At 61.5% G+C, this 21,971-nt stretch carries 18 protein-coding genes; 10 read left to right on the top strand and 8 right to left on the bottom strand.

What is annotated here, in order from left to right; translation table 11 throughout:
- Nucleotides 1–7 precede the first annotated feature (7 nt).
- From C6Y56_RS15935 to C6Y56_RS15925, 3 genes are read right to left on the bottom strand one after another with little or no spacing between them, the layout of a single operon-like run.
- Entirely contained in the window at nt 8–1,489 is a 1,482-nt protein-coding gene (locus C6Y56_RS15935) for an aldehyde dehydrogenase (protein ID WP_085603065.1), read from the bottom strand.
- Complete coding sequence (locus tag C6Y56_RS15930; RefSeq protein WP_169430695.1) at nt 1,486–2,319, bottom strand: alpha/beta fold hydrolase; 834 nt, start codon at nt 2,317–2,319, stop codon at nt 1,486–1,488. The genes C6Y56_RS15935 and C6Y56_RS15930 overlap by 4 nt, the downstream gene beginning before the upstream one ends.
- A gap of 33 nt (nt 2,320–2,352) precedes the next feature.
- Nucleotides 2,353–2,943 (bottom strand): amino acid synthesis family protein, encoded by a 591-nt coding sequence (locus C6Y56_RS15925; RefSeq protein ID WP_007957412.1) that lies wholly within the window; start codon nt 2,941–2,943, stop codon nt 2,353–2,355.
- Nucleotides 2,944–3,268: 325 nt separating this feature from the next.
- On the opposite strand from C6Y56_RS15925, the gene C6Y56_RS15920 reads away from it, so the two are divergent.
- Both C6Y56_RS15920 and C6Y56_RS15915 read left to right on the top strand, forming a co-directional pair.
- Nucleotides 3,269–4,297, top strand: coding sequence for a WD40/YVTN/BNR-like repeat-containing protein (locus tag C6Y56_RS15920; protein ID WP_169430694.1), 1,029 nt, complete (start codon nt 3,269–3,271; stop codon nt 4,295–4,297).
- Between the two features lie 28 nt (nt 4,298–4,325).
- Nucleotides 4,326–6,710, top strand: coding sequence for an efflux RND transporter permease subunit (locus tag C6Y56_RS15915; protein ID WP_169430693.1), 2,385 nt, complete (start codon nt 4,326–4,328; stop codon nt 6,708–6,710).
- A gap of 282 nt (nt 6,711–6,992) precedes the next feature.
- On the opposite strand, the gene C6Y56_RS15910 is transcribed toward C6Y56_RS15915, so the two are convergent.
- The gene (locus tag C6Y56_RS15910; RefSeq protein WP_169430692.1) at nt 6,993–7,712 is read right to left on the bottom strand and encodes a FadR/GntR family transcriptional regulator; all 720 of its coding nucleotides are present in this window, start codon (nt 7,710–7,712) and stop codon (nt 6,993–6,995) included.
- A 185-nt stretch (nt 7,713–7,897) separates the two neighbouring features.
- Nucleotides 7,898–9,634, bottom strand: a complete 1,737-nt coding sequence (locus C6Y56_RS15905; RefSeq protein WP_169430691.1) for an IlvD/Edd family dehydratase — start codon at nt 9,632–9,634, stop codon at nt 7,898–7,900.
- A gap of 193 nt (nt 9,635–9,827) precedes the next feature.
- On the opposite strand from C6Y56_RS15905, the gene C6Y56_RS15900 reads away from it, so the two are divergent.
- From C6Y56_RS15900 to C6Y56_RS15865, 8 genes are all read left to right on the top strand, one after another.
- Nucleotides 9,828–11,150 carry an MFS transporter gene (locus C6Y56_RS15900; RefSeq protein WP_169430690.1) on the top strand — a complete coding sequence of 441 codons (1,323 nt, stop codon included), beginning with the start codon at nt 9,828–9,830 and terminating at the stop codon, nt 11,148–11,150.
- Between the two features lie 35 nt (nt 11,151–11,185).
- Nucleotides 11,186–12,178, top strand: coding sequence for an AraD1 family protein (araD1, locus tag C6Y56_RS15895; RefSeq protein WP_169430689.1), 993 nt, complete (start codon nt 11,186–11,188; stop codon nt 12,176–12,178).
- A 9-nt stretch (nt 12,179–12,187) separates the two neighbouring features.
- A complete protein-coding gene (locus C6Y56_RS15890; protein ID WP_169430688.1) occupies nt 12,188–13,768 on the top strand; it encodes an aldehyde dehydrogenase (NADP(+)) in 1,581 nt (526 codons plus the stop codon).
- Between the two features lie 170 nt (nt 13,769–13,938).
- Entirely contained in the window at nt 13,939–14,247 is a 309-nt protein-coding gene (locus C6Y56_RS15885) for a DUF5629 family protein (protein ID WP_169430687.1), read from the top strand.
- Nucleotides 14,244–15,419 (top strand): lactonase family protein, encoded by a 1,176-nt coding sequence (locus tag C6Y56_RS15880; RefSeq protein WP_169430686.1) that lies wholly within the window; start codon nt 14,244–14,246, stop codon nt 15,417–15,419. Before C6Y56_RS15885 ends, C6Y56_RS15880 begins: the two co-directional genes overlap by 4 nt.
- Before the next feature lie 156 nt (nt 15,420–15,575).
- Entirely contained in the window at nt 15,576–15,755 is a 180-nt protein-coding gene (locus C6Y56_RS15875; RefSeq protein ID WP_011334602.1) for a hypothetical protein, read from the top strand.
- 254 nt (nt 15,756–16,009) lie between these two features.
- Nucleotides 16,010–16,222: a hypothetical protein gene (locus tag C6Y56_RS15870; protein WP_169430685.1), complete on the top strand. Its 213-nt coding sequence runs from the start codon at nt 16,010–16,012 to the stop codon at nt 16,220–16,222.
- The gene (locus C6Y56_RS15865; protein ID WP_169430684.1) at nt 16,219–16,476 is read left to right on the top strand and encodes a hypothetical protein; all 258 of its coding nucleotides are present in this window, start codon (nt 16,219–16,221) and stop codon (nt 16,474–16,476) included. The genes C6Y56_RS15870 and C6Y56_RS15865 overlap by 4 nt, the downstream gene beginning before the upstream one ends.
- A 5-nt stretch (nt 16,477–16,481) precedes the next feature.
- Here C6Y56_RS15865 and C6Y56_RS15860 read toward each other — a convergent pair whose 3' ends face one another.
- Genes C6Y56_RS15860 through C6Y56_RS15850 form a run of 3 tightly spaced genes read right to left on the bottom strand, consistent with a single transcriptional unit; the run spans nt 16,482 to nt 21,945 of the window.
- Complete coding sequence (locus C6Y56_RS15860) at nt 16,482–17,066, bottom strand: glutathione S-transferase (RefSeq protein WP_169430683.1); 585 nt, start codon at nt 17,064–17,066, stop codon at nt 16,482–16,484.
- Complete coding sequence (locus tag C6Y56_RS15855) at nt 17,063–20,704, bottom strand: SbcC/MukB-like Walker B domain-containing protein (protein ID WP_169430682.1); 3,642 nt, start codon at nt 20,702–20,704, stop codon at nt 17,063–17,065. The genes C6Y56_RS15860 and C6Y56_RS15855 overlap by 4 nt, the downstream gene beginning before the upstream one ends.
- On the bottom strand, nt 20,701–21,945 hold the full coding sequence (locus C6Y56_RS15850; protein WP_169430681.1) for an exonuclease SbcCD subunit D C-terminal domain-containing protein: 1,245 nt from the start codon (nt 21,943–21,945) through the stop codon (nt 20,701–20,703). Before C6Y56_RS15850 ends, C6Y56_RS15855 begins: the two co-directional genes overlap by 4 nt.
- Nucleotides 21,946–21,971 lie beyond the last annotated feature (26 nt).

The raw sequence follows: 21,971 nt of genomic DNA, 5'->3' as shown, positions 1-21,971 counted from the left end.
GGGACTCCTAACGCATCACAAACGGATCAGGCATCGGTGCCTGAGAGAGGTTGATCCACACCGTTTTCAGTTCGGTGTAGGCCAGCACCGAATCGATGCCGCTTTCGCGTCCATAGCCACTGTTCTTGAAGCCGCCGATCGGTGCCATCGCCGACACTGCGCGGTAGGTGTTGACCCAGATGATCCCCGAACGCACGTCCCGGGCCAGACGATGGGCGCGGCCCAGGTCGCGGGTCCAGATGCCAGCGGCGAGGCCGAACTGCGAGTCGTTGGCAATCGCCAGCGCTTCGGCTTCGTCCTTGAAGCGGATCACCGAGGCGACCGGACCAAAGACTTCTTCCTGCATGATCTTCATCGAGTTGCGGTCGCATTCGAACAACGTCGGCTCGTAGAACCAGCCGTCACCCACGCCGCTCGGCCGCTTGCCACCCAGGCGCAGGCGCGCACCTTCAGCGATGGCATCAGCCACCAGACCTTCAACCACTGCCAGCTGCTGCGCGGTGGCCATCGGGCCCATTTCGCTGCTGTCGTCCTGCGGGTTGCCGATGCGGATGCGCTGGGCGCGCTCCACCAGTCGGCTGACGAATTCGTCGTAGATTTCATCCTGCACCAGCAGTCGCGAACCGGATACGCAGCTCTGGCCGGACGCCGCGTAGATCCCGGCGATGGCGCCGTTGATCGCACTGTCGAGATCGGCGTCGGCGAAGATGATGTTCGGAGACTTGCCGCCCAGCTCCAGCGACAACTTGGCGAAGTTCTCGGCGCTGCTGCGCACCACATGCCGGGCCGTGGCTGCGCCGCCGGTGAAGGCGATCTTGCGGATCAGCGGATGGCGGGTGAGGGCGGCACCGGTGCTCGGGCCGTAGCCGGTGACCACGTTGACCACCCCCGGTGGAATGCCGGCTTCGAGGGCCAGGCGCGCCAGTTCCAGAATGGTCGCCGAGGCGTGTTCGGACGGTTTGATCACGATGGTGTTGCCCGCTGCAAGCGCCGGCGCCAGTTTGATCGCAGTCAGGTACAGCGGGCTGTTCCACGGAATGATCGCGGCGACCACGCCCATGGCTTCGTGCACGGTGTAGGCGAACAGATCGGGTTTATCCAGCGGCAGGGTGCCGCCTTCGAGCTTGTCGGCAAGGCCGGCGGTGTAGTGGAAAAACTCCGGCAGATAACCGACCTGACCCCGGGTTTCGCGGATCAGTTTGCCGTTGTCGCGGCTTTCCAGTTGCGCCAGTTGTTCCTTGTTTTCGGCGATCAGGTCACCGAGACGACGCAGCAGTTTGCCGCGTGCGGTGGCGGTCAAACCACGCCAGGCCGGGCTGTCGAAGGCGGTCTGCGCGGCTTGCACGGCGCGTTCGACGTCGGCCTCGTCAGCGTCGGGCAGTTCGGCCCAGGGTTCGGCCAGCGCCGGGTTGAGGCTTTCGAAAGTCTTGCCGGAGAGGGCGTCGACCCATTCTCCGCCGATGCACATCTGGAAGCGTGCGAGCGTCATGCAACGATCCCCTTTATATGGTTTTGTCGGGCGTGTGCGGTGTCGAGAAACTCCAGCAGCGTCTGGTTGACCAGCCGTGGCGACTCTACCGGCATCATATGCCGTTGCTCAGGCAGCACGGCAACCATCGCACCGGGAATGCGCGCGGCCAGTTGCTCGGCCATTTGCGGGGTCGATCCGGGGTCCAGCTCGCCGGTGGCGATCAGCGTCGGTGCCTGGATGCTGCCCAGGTCGTCGGCGCGGTACATGTCCTGGGTGGCGAACAGTTCGTAAGTGGTCAGGTAGCCCTGCGGATCATTGCCGGCCAGGGTCTGGCGGATCGCGGCGATCTGCGCCGGGTTGGCCGCCTGATATTCACGGCTGAACCAACGCGACAGCGCCGCTTCGGCATTCGCGTCCGGTCCGTGTTCGGCGGCCTGCGCGGTGCGGGCGATGACGCCGGCGCGCTGCTCTTCGCTGCGGTTGAACACGCTGTTGAGCACCACCAGGCTTTTCAGGCGCTCCGGGTAGTGCAGGGCAAACGCCCGCGCCACCAGACCGCCCATGGAAAAACCGATCACCGATGCCTGGGGCAATTGCAGGTGGTCGAGCAGCTCCAGCAACTGATCGGCATAGCCGAGCAGGGCGGTGCCGCTGGCCGGGCGCGGGCTGGCGCCGTGGCCGAGCATGTCGTAGGCGATCACCCGGTATTGCGTGGCCAGGCCAACGATCTGGCCGCCCCACATTTCTTTGTTCAGGCCCACGCCGTGGATCAACACCACGGGTTGGCCAACGCCTGTCGCCAGATAACTGGTGCCGGCCGGGGTGAGTTCAGCGGTGAGCCGAATCATGGAGCGCTCCTGCAATGCCTTTTTTTATTGTGATTACTGGGCTTTTTCGGCGGCCAGTTCTTCCAGATCGATGTAGCGGTTGCCGATGCGCGGGTGCAGGCGACCACCGTCGGCGCAACCGAGTACCACAACGATTTCATCGGCGCGGGGGGCATCTTCGATCTGCATTTCCAGGGTGATGTAGTGCGAGCGCAGGCCCTCGTCGTCCTTGTGCATCATCGGGATCTGAATCGAAGTCCCCGGACCGCCACGCTTGTTGGTGAAGCTCAGGTAGCTCTTGGCCTTGACCGCTTCGCGATAGTGGTTGCCGAAGCGCAAGGTGTGGATCACCGCCGACGCGTGTTCGATCTCGCCATCGGCGCCGACCACCGCGGCCTTGCCGTAAGCCTCGATCTTCTCGGCGCCACCGATGATGCCCACCAGACGCTCGACCATCATCGCGCCGAGGTCGGAGCAATTGGCGCGGATCTGCGGCTTGAGGTCTTCGACAAAGCCATTGCCGACCCAAGGGTTCTTCATCACGACGGCCAGGCCGACCATGGTCACCGGGGTGTCGGAAGCCTTGCCGCCTTCGATGAAGGTCTCTTCGACATAGCTGACGATCTTGCGAATTTCGAAACTCATGAGCTGCTCCGTAGGGGATAAAGAGTGTCTGTGCGTCTGATGGTATACCATAATACCGATCGTGCAAGTCCTCTTCGCAAGAATCCCTGCCATCAGTCGGACGAATGCCCGTGCATTCAGCCGCTGCTGTAATCCCTTTCGGTTAACAAAAGATAACGTTGCGCCGATTGTCAGACGTTTCGAATGCCCGATAGGATGAGCCAGCTTCCGAAGTGGCTCTGGATTGCGGGTTTCAGGACTATGCTTCTGACCAACCGTCGCTGGAGCACACTTGCGGCGCCCTTGAAGGCCGAATGGCCTAACAATAATAAATAGGGGAAGGTCTATGAGTCGTTGCCGCCCGCCGGCGTTTCGCAACACCGCGTTGCTGGCCACAGCACTCTCTCTGCTGGGCTTTGCCACCTTGTCGGCGCCCGTACTGGCCGCCGAAGCGCCCGCCGACATGGTCTACGCCATCGAGTCGGCCAAGGCCCCGAAAAGCCTGATGCTTGATGTCGTCCACGCCGGCGCCCGATTGGTGGCGGTCGGGGATCGCGGGCACATTCTCTACTCCGATGACCAGGGCAAGACCTGGACCCAGGCCAAGGTGCCGAGTCGTCAGTTGCTGACGGCCGTGTATTTCGTCGATGACAAGCACGGCTGGGCCGTCGGCCATGACGCGCAGATCCTCGCCAGTGAAGACGGCGGCCAGACCTGGACCAAACAGTTCGAAGACCTCAAGCGCGAATCGCCGCTGCTCGACCTCTGGTTCAAGGACGTCAACAACGGCCTGGCCGTAGGGGCCTACGGTGTCTTGCTGGAAACCACCGACGGTGGGAAGCACTGGCAAGACGTCAGCGATCGCCTCGACAACCAGGATCAGTTCCACCTCAATGCCATCGCCGCCGTCAAGGACGCCGGGCTGTTCATCGTGGGCGAGCAGGGCGCGATGTTCCGCTCCGCCGATTGGGGCCAGACCTGGGAAAAAATCGAAGGCCCGTATCAAGGCTCGCTGTTCGGTGTGATCGGCACGGCCCAGCCTTCCACGCTGCTGGCCTACGGGTTGCGTGGCAACCTCTACCGCTCCACTGATTTCGGCAGCACCTGGCAGCAGGTCGAACTCAAGGCTGCGCGTGGTGCGCTGGAGTTCGGCCTGTCCGGCGCCACGCGGCTCGACGACGGCTCCATCGTCATCGTCGGCAACGGCGGCACGGTGATCAGCAGCAGCGACAACGGTGAAACCTTCAGCGTGTTCAACCGCCCGGATCGCATCTCGCTGTCGTCGGTCACCGCCGCCGGCAACGGCAATCTGATCCTGAGCGGGCAGGGTGGCGTCCACACCACCACGCCCAACGGCACCGAGCTGGGCAAATGAGCCGAATCAATAATAAGAAGGCGGGGCTATGACTTCCTTGAGCACTCATCATCAGGACAAGGCGACGTTCCTCGAACGCCTGATCTTCAATAACCGCCCGGCAGTGATCGTGATCTGCCTGCTGGTCAGCATTTTTCTGTTCTGGCAGGCCACGCTGATCCGGCCGTCTACCAGCTTCGAAAAAATGATCCCGCTCAAGCATCCGTTCATCGAGAAGATGATGGAGCACCGCAACGATCTGACGAACCTGGGCAACACCGTGCGCATATCGGTGGAGGCCAGGGACGGTGACATCTTCTCCAGGGAGTACATGGAGACCCTGCGCCAGATCAACGACGAGGTGTTCTACATCTCCGGCGTCGACCGTTCCGGCCTGAAGTCGCTGTGGAGCCCGAGCGTGCGCTGGACCGAAGTGACCGAGGAAGGCTTTGCCGGCGGTGAAGTGATCCCGCAGAGCTACGACGGCTCCCAGGACAGCCTCGACATGCTGCGCAACAACGTGCTCAAGTCGGGTCAGGTCGGGCGTCTGGTGGCCAACGACTTCAAGTCGAGCATCGTCGACATCCCGCTGCTGGAGTCCTACCCGGACCCGCAGGACCAGGGCAAGCTGCTGGCGCTGGACTACCGCCAGTTCTCCCATGAACTGGAAGACAAGATCCGCAACAAGTTCGAAGCGCAGAACCCCAACGTCAAGATCCACATCGTTGGTTTCGCCAAGAAGGTCGGTGACCTGATCGACGGCCTGGTGATGGTGGTGATGTTCTTCGGCATCGCCTTCGTCATCACCCTGATCCTGCTGTTGTGGTTCACCAACTGCCTGCGCAGCACCGTGGCGGTGTTGAGCACCACGCTGGTGGCGGTGGTCTGGCAACTGGGGTTGATGCACTTCTTCGGGTTCGGCCTCGATCCGTATTCGATGCTGGTGCCGTTCCTGATTTTCGCCATCGGCATTTCCCATGGCGTGCAGAAGATCAACGGTATCGCCCTGCAATCGAGCGAGGCAGACAACGCTCTGACCGCGGCGCGGCGCACGTTCCGGCAACTGTTCCTGCCGGGGATGATCGCGATTCTCGCCGATGCCGTGGGCTTCATCACGCTGCTGATCATCGACATTGGCGTAATCCGTGAACTGGCCATCGGCGCGTCCATCGGCGTGGCGGTGATCGTGTTCACCAACCTGATCCTGCTGCCGGTGGCGATTTCCTATGTCGGCATCAGCAAGCGCGCCATCGCCAAGAGCAAAAAGGATGCAAACCGCGAGCACCCGTTCTGGCGCCTGCTGTCGAATTTCGCCAGCCCGAAAGTCGCCCCGATCTCCATCGCCCTGGCGCTGGTCGCCTTCGGCGGCGGTCTCTGGTACAGCCAGAACCTGAAGATCGGCGACCTCGACCAGGGCGCGCCGGAACTGCGTCCGGACTCGCGCTACAACAAGGACAACAACTTCATCATCAACAACTACTCGACCAGTTCCGATGTATTGGTGGTGATGGTCAAGACCAAGTCCGAAGGTTGCTCGCGCTACGAAGCCATGGCGCCGATCGACGAGCTGATGTGGAAGATGCAGAACACCGAGGGCGTGCAATCGGCGATCTCGCTGGTGACGGTGTCCAAGCAGATGATCAAGGGCATGAACGAGGGCAACCTCAAATGGGAAACCCTGTCGCGCAACCCGGACGTGCTGAACAACTCCATCGCCCGGGCCGATGGCCTGTACAACAACAGCTGCTCGCTGGCGCCGGTGCTGGTGTTCCTCAACGATCACAAGGCTGAAACCCTGGATCGTGCGGTGAAAGCCGTGCAGGAGTTTGCCAAGGACAACAACAAGGACGGTCTGGAGTTCATCCTCGCGGCCGGTAACGCCGGGATCGAAGCGGCCACCAACGAAGTCATCAAACAGGCTGAGCTGACCATCCTGATTCTGGTGTACATCTGCGTGGCGGTGATGTGCATGATCACCTTCCGTTCCTGGGCGGCGACCCTGTGCATCGTGCTGCCGCTGGTACTGACGTCGGTGCTGGGCAACGCGCTGATGGCGTTCATGGGCATCGGCGTCAAGGTGGCGACCCTGCCGGTGGTGGCGCTGGGCGTGGGGATCGGCGTCGACTACGGCATTTACATCTACAGCCGTCTGGAAAGTTTCCTGCGTGCTGGCCTGCCGTTGCAGGAAGCCTATTACCAGACCCTGAAGTCCACCGGTAAAGCGGTGCTGTTCACCGGTCTGTGCCTGGCCATCGGCGTGTGCACCTGGATCTTCTCGGCGATCAAGTTCCAGGCCGACATGGGCCTGATGCTGACCTTCATGCTGCTGTGGAACATGTTCGGTGCGCTGTGGCTGCTGCCGGCACTGGCCAAGTTCCTGATCAAGCCGGAGAAACTGGCGGGGCAGAAGGGCAACTCTCTGTTTGCTCACTGATCCATTTGGCTGAAATGAAAAAGCCGCAACCTTGAAGGGTTGCGGCTTTTTTTATGGGGCAAGATCGAAAGCTTGCCCTCACCCTAGCCCTCCCGAAACGTCGGACCGCCCGTAGGGAGAGGGAACCGAATGGGGGATATTGGATAGATACACCGACGTGAAAGATTAGCTTTGAATCCATAATCGACTCGGTTTTTCAGGTCGATGTATTACGCAAGACATCGCGGTCAGTTCCCTCTCCCTCCGGGAGAGGGCTAGGGTGAGGGCCAGCGGTATCAAGGCTTAGGAGAGTTCAGTGCCTAGCACGACGCTAAGCGCACTGCGCGCATCATCCAGCTGAACCAGCGTCGCATGCCGAGCCCCCAGCGCATCACGATTCTCGATCGCCGTCAGAATCGCCTTGTGCCGAGGCAACGCCAGTTCATGCAGATTCGGCCGCTGATTCGAATGTTTCAGCGCCTCGGCAATCGCCACCGACAGCATGTTGCACAGGTTGGCCAGCAAATCGTTATGGGTCGCGTCGGCAATCCGGCTGTGGAAGTCCAGATCCGGTTGCAGCAGGGCCTCCGGCGTCGGTGCGGCTTCCATGCGTTGGTAGGCTTCGCCGATGGCTGCAATGTCGGCATCCGTGGCGTGTTGGGCGGCGAGGGCGGCGGCGGCCGGTTCGATGATGCTGCGCACGCTGGTCAGCACATTGAAGAATTCATTCTGCGGGCTGCTTTGCATCAACCAGTGCAGCACGTCCGGATCGAGCATGTGCCATTCGCGGCGCGGTTTGACCACGGTGCCGACCCGGGGCTTGGAGTACACCAGCCCCTTGGCCACCAACACCCGTGTGGCTTCGCGCAACACCGGCCGACTGACCGCGTACTCCTCGCAGAGCAAGGCTTCGGCGGGCAGTTTGTCACAGGGCAAAAAACGTCCGGAAACAATCTGCATGCCCAGTTCCTGAACGATGCGCGAGTGCATGCTTTTGCGGTCTGAAGGTTTGCGGTAATCCATGGGGCGCGGCGCGATCCTGAGCGATGGAGATGCCGCGCATCATAGCAGGCACCACACAATCTTGAGGCAGATACAGAGCAAATGTGGGAGCGGGCTTGCTCGCGAAAGCAGCGTGTCAGACAAACACAGGTTGCTGACACTCCACTTTCGCGAGCAAGCCCGCTCCCACAGGAGGCATGGTGGTGTCAGTGCGAGTGGCGAGGGACCTCAGCACCTCGACAGCCGACAAGGAAATCAAAATCGCAACCTTGATCCGCCTGCAGCACATGGTCGACATACAACTGACGATACCCACCCACCAACAACTGCTGCGGCGGTTGCAGATCCGCCATGCGTGCCGCCAGTTCGGCGTCCGGAATATCCAGGTGCAGACGCCCGCTGGCGCAGTCCAGTTCGATCCAGTCGCCTTCCTTGACCACCGCCAAAGGCCCGCCGGCCGCCGCTTCCGGGGCGACGTGCAACACAACGGTGCCGTACGCCGTGCCGCTCATGCGCGCATCGGAAATGCGCACCATGTCGGTCACGCCCTGGGCCAGCAGTTTGGCCGGCAAACCCATGTTGCCGACTTCGGCCATGCCCGGATAACCCTTCGGCCCGCAGTTCTTCATCACCAGAATCGAGTTGGCATCGACGTCCAGTTCCGGGTCGTTGATGCGCGCCTTGTACAGGTCGAAGTTCTCGAACACCACCGCTCGGCCACGGTGCTGCATCAGTTCCGGCGTGGCGGCTGAGGGTTTGAGCACCGCGCCCAGCGGCGCCAGGTTGCCGCGCAATACACAGATGCCACCGTCAGCGCGGATCGGATTGTCGAGGGTGCGGATCACTTCGTCTTCACCGTAGATCGGTGCATCCTTGGTGTTCTCGCCGATGGATTTGCCATTGACGGTCAATGCGTTCGGATTGGGGATCAGATTGGCTTCGCCGAGTCGACGCAGCACCGCAGGCAAGCCGCCCGCGTAATAGAACTCTTCCATCAGGAAACGCCCGGACGGTTGCAGGTCGACGATGGTCGGCATGCCGCGACCGATGCGGGTCCAGTCGTCCAGATCAAGTTCGACACCGATGCGCCCGGCGATGGCTTTGAGATGGATCACCGCGTTGGTCGAACCGCCAATCGCCGCGTTGACCCGAATCGCATTCTCGAAGGCTTCCTTGGTCAGGATCTTCGACAGTTTAAGGTCTTCACGCACCATCTCGACCGCACGCATGCCGGACATGTGCGCCAGCACATAACGCCGCGCATCCACTGCCGGAATCGCCGCGTTGTGGGGCAGGGATGTGCCCAGCGCTTCGGCCATGCAGGCCATGGTCGATGCGGTGCCCATGGTGTTGCAGGTGCCGGCCGAGCGGGACATGCCGCCCTCGGCCGCCAGGAAGTCGTCGATGGTGATAGTGCCGGCCTTGACCTGTTCGCTGAGCTGCCAGACCACGGTGCCGGAGCCGATGTCCTTGCCCTTGTGCTTGCCATTGAGCATCGGCCCGCCGGTGACGACGATGGCCGGCACGTCGCAACTGGCCGCGCCCATCAGCAGGGCCGGGGTGGTCTTGTCGCAACCGGTCAGCAGCACCACGCCATCAATCGGGTTGCCGCGAATCGCTTCCTCGACGTCCATGCTCGCCAGATTGCGGGTGAGCATGGCGGTCGGGCGCAGGTTCGATTCGCCGTTGGAGAACACCGGGAATTCCACCGGAAAACCACCAGCCTCGATCACACCGCGTTTGACGTGCTCCGCGATCTGGCGGAAATGCGCGTTGCACGGCGTCAGTTCCGACCAGGTGTTGCAGATGCCGATGATCGGCTTGCCATGGAACTGATGGTCGGCGATGCCCTGATTCTTCATCCAGCTGCGGTACATGAAGCCGTTCTTGTCGGCCGTGCCAAACCATTGGGCGGAGCGCAGGGTGGGTTTCTTATCAGACATGATCGATTCTCTTATTGTAAGACTATTGTTTGCGAGCCTCGGCTAAACATAAGCGCAAAATCGACGTTTTGGAAGTGTTGTTGGGTAATTAGTATTACTATATAGTTCTTTTCGACGGAGGGATGGCCCTGGCGGTTTTCCGCGAGAGGCGTCCCCCGAGGTTCCATAAAAACAACAATCGGAGACCGATCCCATGAGCCAGGAACTGCGGCTTGTCCGGCGCATCACGCTGAAACTGATTCCCTTTCTGATCCTGCTGTACCTGATCGCCTATGTGGATCGCTCCGCCGTCGGCTTCGCCAAGCTGCACATGGGCGCCGACATCGGCATTGGCGATGCTGCCTACGGCCTCGGTGCCGGGCTGTTTTTCATTGGCTATTTTCTGCTGGAGATCCCCAGCAACCTGATGCTCGAACGCTTCGGTGCGCGGCGCTGGTTCGCGCGGATCATGATCACCTGGGGCGCGATCACCATCGGCATGGCGTTCGTCCAGGGCCCACACAGTTTTTACGTGATGCGCTTTCTGCTCGGCGCGGCGGAGGCGGGATTCTTTCCCGGCGTTCTGTACTACATCACCCAATGGTTTCCGGTGCGCCATCGCGGCAAGATCCTCGGGCTGTTCATCCTTTCCCAACCCATCGCAATGATGATCACCGGCCCCGTGTCCGGTGGCCTGCTGGGCATGGACGGCATTCTTGGTCTGCACGGCTGGCAGTGGCTGTTCATCGTCATCGGTACTCCTGCGATCCTGCTGACCTGGCCGGTATTGCGCTGGCTGCCGGACGGCCCGCAGCAAGTGACATGGATGGATCAGGCCGAGAAAGACTGGCTTACCGGCGAACTGAAAAAGGATCTGCAGGAATACGGCCAGACCCGCCACGGCAATCCGTTGCATGCGCTGAAAGACAAACGGGTGTTGCTGCTGGCGCTGTTCTATCTGCCGGTGACCCTGAGCATCTATGGGCTTGGCCTGTGGCTGCCGACCCTGATCAAACAGTTCGGCGGCAGCGATCTGGTGACCGGTTTCGTGTCATCGGTGCCCTACATCTTCGGGATCATCGGGTTGCTGATCGTGCCGCGCAGTTCCGACCGCATGAATGATCGCTACGGTCATCTGGCGGTGCTCTATGTGCTGGGCGCCATCGGCCTGTTTCTCAGTGCCTGGCTGTCGTTGCCGGTGGCGCAACTGGCGGCATTGTGTCTGGTGGCGTTTGCGCTGTTTTCCTGCACGGCGGTGTTCTGGACCTTGCCGGGACGTTTCTTTGCCGGCGCCAGCGCGGCGGCGGGCATTGCCTTGATCAACTCGGTGGGCAACCTCGGCGGCTACATCGGGCCGTTCGTGATTGGCGCGTTGAAGGAATACACCGGCAACCTCGCTTCGGGCCTGTACTTCCTGTCCGGGGTGATGGTGTTCGGGCTGGTTCTGACGGGCGTCGTCTATCGCTTGCTGGAGCGCAAGCATGTGCTGCCAGTCGAGCAATTTGCAGCGAGCGCACGCGGTGCGACACGCACCTGATTTCGATCCGGGATTTGTTTCAACAGGAGAACATCATGCATCTGGTTCAATTCGAATTAAGTAGCGGCGAGCGCCGTGTCGGGGTGGTCGAGGGCGGTCTGGTGCGTGAAGTGCAGGATGCTCACACCGTACGTGATCTGGCACTGGCGGCAATCGAGGCCGGCAGTACGTTGGCGCAACAAGTGCAATCCCTCGGCCTCGGTATCAGTCACGATTACGCGCAGTTGCTCAAAGACCTGCGCATCCTGCCGCCGCTGGACCATCCGGACCCGGCGCACCTGCTGGTCAGCGGCACCGGCCTCACGCACCTGGGCAGCGCATCGGCCCGGGACAAGATGCACCAGCAGGCCGGCGACGAAGCAGCGATGACCGACACCATGCGCATCTTCAAGTGGGGCGTGGAGGGTGGAAAACCGGCGGCGGGGCAGGCCGGGGTGCAACCGGAATGGTTCTACAAGGGCGATGGCAGCATTGTCGTGCGTCCCGGTCAGCCGTTCCCGCTGCCGCCGTTTGCCGAAGACGCCGGCGAGGAGCCGGAGATGGCCGGCCTCTACATCATCGGCCACGACGGCAAGCCGTATCGCCTCGGTTTCGCGGTGGGCAACGAGTTCTCCGATCACGTCATGGAACGCAAGAATTACCTGTACCTGGCCCACTCGAAACTGCGCAGTTGCAGCTACGGCCCTGAGCTGCGCGTCGGTGAATTGCCGCAACACCTGGCCGGCACCAGCCGCATCCTGCGCGACGGCGAAGTGCTGTGGCAAAACGAGTTCCTCAGCGGCGAGGCCAACATGTGCCACAGCCTGGCGAACCTCGAATACCACCACTTCAAGTACAGCCAGTTCCTGCGTCCCGGTGACGTACACATTCACTTCTTCGGCACCGCGACCCTGTCGTTCGCCGATGGCATTCGCACTCGACCCGGCGACGTGTTCGAGATCAGCCAGGCCGAATTCGGCGCTCCGCTGGTCAACGGCATCGCCCCGGTCGCAGCGGCATTCGAACCGGACAGCATCGGCACCCTTTAAGGAGATCCCATGACTCAGATTCTCGGTCACAACTACATCGGCGGGCGTCGCAGCGCCGCCGGTAGCGTCAAACTGCACAGCATCGACGCCACGACGGGCGAGGCACTGCCCCACGATTTCATTCAGGCCACGGAAGCGGAAGTGGACGCTGCCGCCAAAGCCGCTGCGGCGGCGTATCCAACGTATCGCAGCCTCAGCGCCGAACGCCGCGCGCAGTTTCTCGATGCGATTGCCGATGAGCTGGATGCGCTGGGCGATGATTTCGTCGCCGTGGTCTGCCGCGAGACCGCACTGCCGGCCGGGCGGATTCAAGGTGAGAGAGGTCGCACCAGCGGCCAGATGCGCTTGTTCGCCAAAGTCCTTCGGCGCGGTGACTTCTATGGTGCGCGCATCGACCTGCCGCTGCCGGATCGTCAACCGTTGCCGCGTCCTGATCTGCGCCAATACCGCATTGGTCTCGGCCCGGTGGCGGTGTTCGGCGCGAGCAACTTTCCATTGGCATTTTCCACCGCCGGTGGCGACACAGCCTCGGCGCTGGCTGCCGGTTGTCCGGTGGTGTTCAAAGCTCACAGCGGCCATATGGCCACAGCCGAACTCGTGGCCGATGCGGTAATTCGTGCAGCAGAGAAAACCGCGATGCCGGGCGGTGTGTTCAACATGATTTATGGTGGCGGAGTGGGCGAATGGCTGGTCAAGCATCCTGCCATTCAAGGCGTCGGTTTTACGGGTTCGCTGAAGGGCGGACGGGCGCTGTGTGACATGGCCGCTGCTCGCCCTCAACCGATTCCGGTGTTCGCCGAGATGTCGAGCATCAATCCAGTGATCGTGTTGCCCCAGGCCCTGGCCGTGCGTTCGGAAACCGTCGCTCGCGATCTGACCGCGTCGGTGGTGCAGGGCTGCGGTCAGTTCTGTACCAACCCGGGTCTGGTGATCGGGATTCGCTCGCCACAGTTCACGGCGTTTGTTGAGCAAGTCGCCGCGCTGATCGGCGATCAACCGGCGCAAACCATGCTCAATGCCGGGACTCTCGGCAGCTACGGCAAGGGCCTGGAAAAGTTGTTGGCACACCCAGGCATCAAGCATCTGGCCGGCAATCCACAGCAGGGCAATCAGGCGCAGCCGCAGTTGTTCAAGGCCGATGTCAGCCTGTTGATCGATGGCGATGAAGTGCTTCAGGAAGAAGTGTTCGGCCCGACCACGGTGATCGTCGAAGTGGCCGATCAGGCGCAGTTGAGCGCTGCACTGCATGGCCTGCACGGGCAGCTCACGGCGACGATCATCGGCGAGCCGGCAGACTTCGCGCTGTTCCCGGAACTGACGCCGTTGCTGGAACAGAAGGTCGGGCGGATCCTGCTCAATGGCTACCCGACCGGGGTTGAAGTGTGCGATTCGATGGTTCACGGCGGGCCGTATCCGGCGACGTCCGATGCTCGCGGCACATCGGTCGGAACCCTGGCCATCGATCGTTTCCTGCGCCCCGTGTGCTTCCAGAACTACCCCGACAGTCTGCTGCCGGAACCGCTGAAAAACGGCAATCCGCTGCGCATTCAGCGGCTGGTGGACGGCAAGCCATCGCGCGAAGCCCTCTAACCGCCGAACCCAGTCAATGTGGGAGCGAGCCTGCTCGCGATAGCGGTGTATCAGTCGACATTCATGTCGCCTGACATTCTGCAATCGCGAGCAGGCTCGCTCCCACAGGGAGAGCTCAGCGGCCACATTGAGCTATCATTGCCCCTTTCCCCCTGAAAGACATGATTGCCATGACTGCCGTAACCGACACCCTTCTCAACGCCCTCGAACACTGCGGTATGGTCGAAATCGACGGCCTGCACGCTTTCGAATTCGCCCTCGATGAAGACGACAACCTGCACATCGAATGCATCGATGGCCGGGAAGCCAAGCATTGGGAGTTCACCCCGGCTCAGGTGGCAGCGGCGACGTTTGATCAGGACCTGCAGAGCTGGTTGATCATCGGTTTTGCCAGCGACACCAAAACCGTTGGCGAACACCGTCTGGTCTGCCTCGGCGACGTACTCAGCAGCGCCGACGACGAGGATGAAACCGAATGAACATGCGTAAATTCTGGCCATTGCTGATGGCCGGCAGCGTCGGCGCGATGGGCCTTTCCAGCGCCTCGGCCGAGAGCTTCCAGTTGCTGGTCGGTTCCTACACTGCCGGCACCAGCCAGGGCATCTACCGGATGAACTTCGACAGCGCCACCGGCCAGATCGACGCCAAACCGCTGCAAGTGATCAAGAGCGAAAACCCGTCGTGGCTGACCCTGTCCAAGGATCAGCACCGGCTGTTCGTGGTCAACGAAAACGGTCCAGGCCAGAAAGACCCGGTCGGTCGCGTCAGCAGTTATTCGATCGATCCCAAGACCCACGCCCTGACCCTGATCAATCAGGTGCAGAGCCTGGGCAACGAGCCAACCCATTCGAGCCTCAGCGGCGACGCCAGTCATCTGTTCGTCAGCAACTACTCGGTGGTCGAGGACCCGGGCGGCACGCTCGCCGTGTTGCCGGTGGGCAGCGACGGCAAACTCAAACCGGTGGTGCAAATGAGCGCGCACCCGGCGAGTCGGGTCAACCCTGAGCGTCAGGCTTCGAACCACGTGCACTCGACGATTTCCTCGCCGGACGGTCGTTATGTGTTCTCCGCCGACTTGGGCGCGGACAAGGTCTTCATCTACCAGTTCGACCCGAAAGCCAATGCGGACCTGCCGCTGACTCCGGCGAAAACCGCCTCGGTGCAATTGCCAGCAGGCAGCGGGCCGCGTCATTTGCTGTTCAGCGCTGATGGCAAGCATGCCTGGCTGACCATGGAAATGAGCGCCCAGGTTGCCGTGTTCGATTACAAGGACGGCGTGCTGACCCAGACGCAAATGGTCGATCTGGCTGCCGGCCAGCCGACTTCGGACAAGGCCGCTGCTGCGTTGCATGCGTCTGCCGATGGCAAGTTTCTCTACGTCAGCAACCGTGGCACCGCCAATCAGTTGCTGGTGTTCGCCATCGACCCGGCCAGCGGCCAGCTCAAGGAATTGCAGCGACGCTCGGTGGAAGGTGATCACCCGCGTGAGTTCAGCCTCGATCCAAGCGGCAAATTCCTGCTGATTGCCAACCAGAAGAGCAACCAGATTGTCGTGGTCGAGCGCGACGGCAAGACCGGTCTGCTGGGCAAAACCGTGCAAAAACTGCCGATGGATGCGCCGAGCGACCTCAAGTTTCTGCTGCGTCAATAAGCCGCAGGCCCCGGTCTACGGGGCCTGAAGCATTGTATTAATCCTGCTGATAACAGGTAATGTTGCAAAGCATTTCAAGCGAGCGACCCTCGAGCGTTAAGTTTGCTTCACGGCCCAACCGGGCAAGCAAGCCAACTGAACACGAGGGTTACCGCCATGAACTTCAATCTCTTCTCGATCATCGCCGCTTCCGCCATCTCCGCCACCGTGGCTCTGCCAGCCAGCGCTAACGTTGAAATCAGCGATAAAAAATCCCACACCCAGAGCTACACCCAGAAATACCTGCAACAAAGCGCGAACTTCTACGCCGCGCTGGATCACAAAGCTCAACACTGAAATTTCCGTCACGCCCTGGAACTGCCCAAGGCTGCGATCCTTTGATCTTGTTTCCCAAAAGCAAAATCAAAAGATCGCAGCCTTGGGCAGTTTTTTGCCTGCGCAGCGACCGACGATAGCTATTTTCGAACGACGAGATAGATCGGCTAAATAATCAACGAAGCTGATGGTTACTATGCCAATCCCTGAGTGGTTACCCCGGCTTTTTTGATCGATTCTGTGGACCTCGAAACATTGTCCACGGAGCACACATCATGGCCACTTCAATCATCACTTCCGCCAAACGCGGCGCCTACGTGGCCATCGGTCTGTACCTGGTCATGGTGCTGTTCGTCAGCCTCGCGTCCCAATCGCAACACAGCCTGGAAGCCCCGATCCAGGTCGCGCATCCCGGCGTCCAGTTCGAACTGCGCTCGCAAAGCGCAGCAGCGGATTCAGTTGAACTCGCAGGAGCCGTCGGAGCATGAAAGGCTACAGATTCTGGATCATCGCCGGTCTGGCGATCATGACCAATGGCGCGTCCCTGTTGGGGTTCGGTCAGGGTTCAGTCGGCGGACTGGCCCGGGCCATAGAGGCCAACCACACCATCGCGCACAATATCGAACGGGCCAATGCATTGGGGCTGCTGGCCGGCAATCCACCGGTGAAAACCGAAGCCAGTTTTCTCGGACCGTTCCAAGTGGATTGCTCGGCCATCGGCATGTGCCAGGTGCTGGCGTAAGGTGCTTACTTTTTCATGATGGCGGTAAACAGATCCGACTCAAGAAAGCGCTGTAACCACGCCTGCAATCGCTCATAAGGCGTTGTCGCAAACCAGTCACGATCAACATGGGCGAACTGGCGAACGAACGGCAACAGCGCGATATCGGCCAGGCTCGGATGCCCGGCCAGCAAGTAATCGCGACCCTCGAGCAACTCATCCAGTTTCTGCAAGAACAGAGCACCTTCCGCCCGATAAACTTCCATCGGCTGTTCCGGGTAGCGCTCGGCGTACTTGTAGCGATTCAGGTGAACCTTGAACACTTGATCGTTGGCTTCGATCAACTCGGCAGTCCTTGAATCGCCACCCAGCAACCAGTCATCCGGATCATTCTGCGCCAGCGCCCAGCGCATGATTTCCAGGCTCTCATCGATCACCTGACCGCCCGCATCCAGCACCGGCACCGTGCCCTTGGGCGAGATCGCCAGCATCTCCGCCGGTTTGGCCTTGAGGCTGACTTCGACGATCTCAACCGGCACGCCCGAATACCGCAGGGCCATCCGCGCCCGCATCGCGTACGGGCAGCGGCGGAAGGAATACAGCGTGTTCATTTCACCTCCAGCGTGCTCAAACCATTGCCCTGGCGCTGCACCTGAATCTGTACCGGAATCCGCTCATGCATTTCCTGCACGTGGGAAATCACCGCGACCTTGCGGCCCTGAGCCTGCAAACCGTCGAGGGCGTCCATGGCCAGTTGCAGGGATTCCGGATCGAGGCTGCCGAAACCTTCGTCGATGAACAGCGATTCGATCTTCAGCGTGCTCGACGCCATCGAGGCCAGACCCAGTGCGAGGGCCAGCGACACCAGGAAGGTTTCGCCGCCGGAAAGGGAATGCACCGAGCGCAGTTCGTCGCCCATTTCCGTGTCCATCACCAGCAGACCCAGCATGCTGCCGCCGCGCTTGAGGCGATAGCGCTTGACCAGTTGCCGCAGCTGCACGTTGGCGTGATGCACCAGCAGGTCGAGGTTGTAGGCCTGGGCGATCTTGCGGAAGGTGTCGCCGGTGGCCGAGCCGATCAGTGCATTGAGTCGTGCCCAGCGTTGATACTCGGCATTGGCGTCGGCGATCTGCTGCGCCAGCGCGGAGTTGGCGTTCTGCCGGCGCTGATCTTCGACTTGCTCGGCACGCAGTTCGGCGCAGCGCTGTTCGCTCGCGCTGCACTGGTTCTGCAAGTCGGCGAGGGCCGCGGCGAGTTGTTCGGCGTCGAGGTTGCCGTTGTGCTGCGCCTGATGTTCGAGCAACTGGCGATCACGTTCCTGCAACAGCACTTTGGCATGTTCCAGGGCCTTTTCGTTGCGCTGCAAACGCTCGCGCAGCTCGCCGACCTGCGCGTCATCGATCCGCAACAGATCTTCCAGGCCGCCGTCATCCAGTTCCGGGTGGCGAGCGCGCCAGTCGGCAATCTTGCCGGCCAGATCACGCTCTTCGGTTTCCAGCGCTAGCACGCGTTCCTGCTGCGCCTTGAGCTCGGCGGCCATTTGCACAAGCTGCGTGCGTACACTTTGCAGCGCCTGAGTCGTGGTGGATTCGGCGTTGCGTGCCTGTTCCACAGCCTGTTCCAGTTGCTGCTGCCAGTGTTCGGCGCGGGTGTGATCGCCCAGCAACTGCGTGAGTTTCTCTTGGCTGGCCTGTTGCTGAGCGGTCAGTGCGTTGAGCTGTTGCTCAGCGGTTTGCAGTTGCTGCACGCGGCTTTGCTGACGATCCTGTTCCTTTTCAAGCGTCTGCTGGCGTTGTTGCTGTTCGGCCAGCTCTTCCTTTTGCTGATCGACTTGCGCCAGACGCTCGGCGATCTGCCGGTCGAGTTGCATGAAGGTCGCGGCCGGTTCGGCGCGCAGGGCTTCGTGAGTCTCGGCGGGCAGCAGCGTGGCGAAGGCTGCCAGTTCTTCGTCCAGACGCTGCCGGTCAGCGCTCAACTCGCGCTGCTGATTGTTCAGGTGCTGGGTTGCTTGCTGATGCGCGGTTTCGGCGTGACGCAATTGCTGGGTCAGGCGCGCCGCGTCCTGTTGCAGTGTGAGCAAGGCGGTCTGGCGCTGTTCGTCCTGGGTGATGCTCTGGTTCAGCTGATCGTTCTGGCGAGTCAGCCAGGCAGCGCGTTTGTCGCTGTCCTGATTGAGCAACTGCGCTGCCAGCGGATGAGCCTCGATGCTCGGCGTCAGCGCCAGCTGTTGTGCCGCCAGTTGTTCCTGCTGTTGCAGCAACTCTTTTTGTTGAGCAATGACACCACCGACACTGGTACGCAGTTCGGTGAGTTTTTCCTTCAGTTGATCGACCGCTTGCTGCGCGTTGGCCTGCTCGCTTTCATCGTGACGGCCGAGGCTCTGCAGCAGGGCTTGCGGCTGGTGATACGGATGTTCGTTGCTGCCGCACACCGGGCACGGCTGGTCGTCCTGCAATTGCGCGCGCAGCTCTTCGACACTGGCGCTGCGGGCCAGACGCTGGCGTTCGAGCAACTCACGAGTGACGCTGAGGGTTTGCTCGGCGACCGTCAGTTCGGACCTGGTTTTCACCCCGTCCTGAGTCAGGCGCTCGCGCTCCTGTTGCGCATCGAGCTGACGCTGTTGCAACTCGGCACTGCGTTTGTCCAGCTCCTGTTGACTGGCCCAAAGGCGCGTCAGCTCTTCGACGGCGCGCAGCTGTTTGCGGTTGTCCTGCAACAGAGTGCCGAGGATGCCGATCTGCTCGGCGACGGCATCCGGCTCGGCGCCGGCCTCCTTGAACAGCACTTCGAGTTGCTGCTTTTGTGTGGCCAGTTCTTCGGTGGCACGGGCGGCGTTCTGTTCGAGATTCGCCAGTTCGCTTTCGCCCTTGTTCAGCCGGTTGCCAATCAGCATCAATTGCTGCAAGCGGTCGCGGTAGGCATTCCAGGCTTCGCTCAACGGTGCCAGATGAGTGCTTTGCTCCAGATCGGCGGCGATTCGTTGCAGGCGCTCGGCGACCTGCGTTTGCTGATCGAGCAGGGCCTGGATTGTGCTCTGGCCCTGGGTGCAGGCCTGTTCGGCGGCCTGCTTGGCTTCAGTGCCGGAGGCGACATCCCTGGCCAGACGGGCGAGGGTGCTTTGCTCATCGAAAGCCTGACGCAGCAACGGTGCACTTTCGCTCTGTTGCTTCTGCGCTTCGGTCAGGGCGATTTGTGCAGCACCGAGGTCTTGTTCAAGTTGCGTCTGGCGCTCAGTCAGCTCGCCTTGTTGCAGCGTATGTGAGCTGATCTGCGCCGTCAGCGGCATCAGCAAGGCATCGATTTCAGCCTTGCGCGCAAACTGATGCCGTTGCGGGGCGAGCTGTTCAAGGTGCGTCAGTCGCAGGCGTTCGCCGGCCAGCGCTTGGCGTTCGTGTTCAGCGCTCTGCAACTGCTCGGCCGCCGCTTGTCGGGCGTCCTGCAACAGGTGCAGATCCTTGAGCCAGGTGTGTTGTTGCTCAAGCTGTTTGAGCTGGGCCTGCTGCAACTTCAATTGCTGTTGGGCAGCGTTGAAGCGCTCGTCGAGTTCGGCGCGGGCTTCGGGCGGCAGCGGGGTCACACCGGTGGCCTGATCCTGCAACTGCTTGTGGGCCTCGCGAGCCTCTTTGGTCTTGTCGAACGCGCGACGGCCGAGGCGGGTGTAGAGCGCGGTGTCGGTGAGTTTTTCCAGCAGTTCGCTGCGGTCGTTGTCGTCGGCCTTGAGAAAGGCGCTGAACTCGCTCTGGGCCAGCAGCACGGCGCGGGTGAACTGTTCGAAGTTCAGGCCCAGCGCGGCTTCGAGCTGAACCTTGTACTCGCCTTTCTGGCTGGCGAGCAGTTGATCCTGATCGATGTCGCGCAGGCTCTGACGGCTGGCCTGCAACTTGCCGCCGGCCTTTTCCCGGGCGCGGTTGGCTTCCCAGCGTGCGCGGTAGCGGCGGCCATCGACGCCGACAAAATCCACCTCGGCAAAACCTTCGCCCGTACCACGACGCAGCAGGGTGCGCGGGTCGCCGGTGGCGATTTCACCGTCGGCGTCCGGCACCTTGGCGTCACGCCCGGTGTTGTTCAGACGCGGCACGGCGCCGAACAGCGCCAGGCACAGGGCATCGAGCAAGGTGCTTTTGCCGGCGCCGGTGGGGCCGGTGATGGCGAACAGGCCGGCGCTGGCCAGCGGTTCAGCGGTGAAGTCGATTTCGAACGGGCCCGCCAGCGAAGCGAGGTTTTTCAAGCGAATGGCGAGAATCTTCATGGCTGCTCGCCCTCCATTTGTACGTCTTGCAGCAGTTCGGCGAAGTCCTTGAGGGTTTGCTCGTCGACTTCGCTGCCGTAATTGTCGAGCCAGGCACGGCTGAATAATTGCTGCGGTGTGAGCTGGTCCAGTTCGATCAACACACTGCCGTCCTCGGCGCCGTCAGCGCCACGGTTGCCGGCGTATTCGGCGGCGATTCGTACCAGTCGCACAGCCTTGCCTTGCAGAGCGCTTTCGACCTGATGACGCAGATCCGGTTGCGGCTCGTCGAGGGTCACGCGCACTTCCAGCCATGGCTGGCGCTGGGTTTCGGCCAGCAGATCGATGTTCGGCAGATCGGCCAGTTGCAGCAGGATTTGCGCCAGCGGCGCAGGGCCGAGGCGTTGCAGATTGACGGAACGGGGGATCAGTATCGGCTCGACGCTGACCAGGGTTTCGCCGTCCAGGACGACGTCGAGAATCTGGTGCTGATAACTGATTTCCGAAAACGATAACGGGATCGGCGAGCCGCTGTAGCGAATTCGTTCTTCACCGTTGACCTTCTGCGGCTTGTGCAAATGCCCGAGCGCGACATAACTGATGCTCGACCCGAACAGGCTGGCGGGCAGGGCTTCGGCGTTGCCGATGATCAGGCTGCGTTCGGAGTCTTCCGACACCGAACCGCCGGCCATGTGCGCATGACTGATGGCAACCAGCGCCTGGCCCGGCTGGCGCTTGGCGTTGGCCGCTTCGATCAACCATTCATGCACCTGACCAATGCCGCGCAGATAGTTGTCACCCAAATGCGCGCCGGTCACCTCGGCCGGGCGCAGGAACGGCAGCGCCAGGCACCACGCGGCGATCTCGCCGGACGCATTCGGCAGCGGCAACAACAGACGTTCTGCATCGAGCTGGCCATCGTCCAGCCACATCACCCGGCCCAACGCATGGGTGCGCAAACGCCGCATCAACGGCGCGGGCAGTTCGATCCGCGAGCCGGAGTCGTGGTTGCCGGCGATCATCACGATGGTCAGCAACGGCTGCTGTTCGTGGGCGCTGACGATGAAATCGTAGAGGCGTTCCTGGGCTTTGACCGGTGGATTGACCGTGTCGAAGATGTCGCCGGCAATCAGCAGCACGTCCGGCTGCGCCAGCTTCAATTGACGCAGCAGCCACTCGAGAAAACAGGCGTGCTCGAAATCGCGCTCCTGGCCGTGCAGGTTCTGCCCAAGGTGCCAGTCGGAGGTGTGAAACAGACGCAAGGCTGACTCCGCAATATAAAGAGGTG

This window comes from Pseudomonas fluorescens (assembly GCF_012974785.1).
In the GTDB taxonomy this organism is placed as follows: Bacteria; Pseudomonadota; Gammaproteobacteria; order Pseudomonadales; family Pseudomonadaceae; genus Aquipseudomonas; species Aquipseudomonas fluorescens_BT.
The sequence above is the reverse complement of the archived record's forward strand: the minus strand, read 5'-3'. Positions and strand labels throughout refer to the sequence as shown.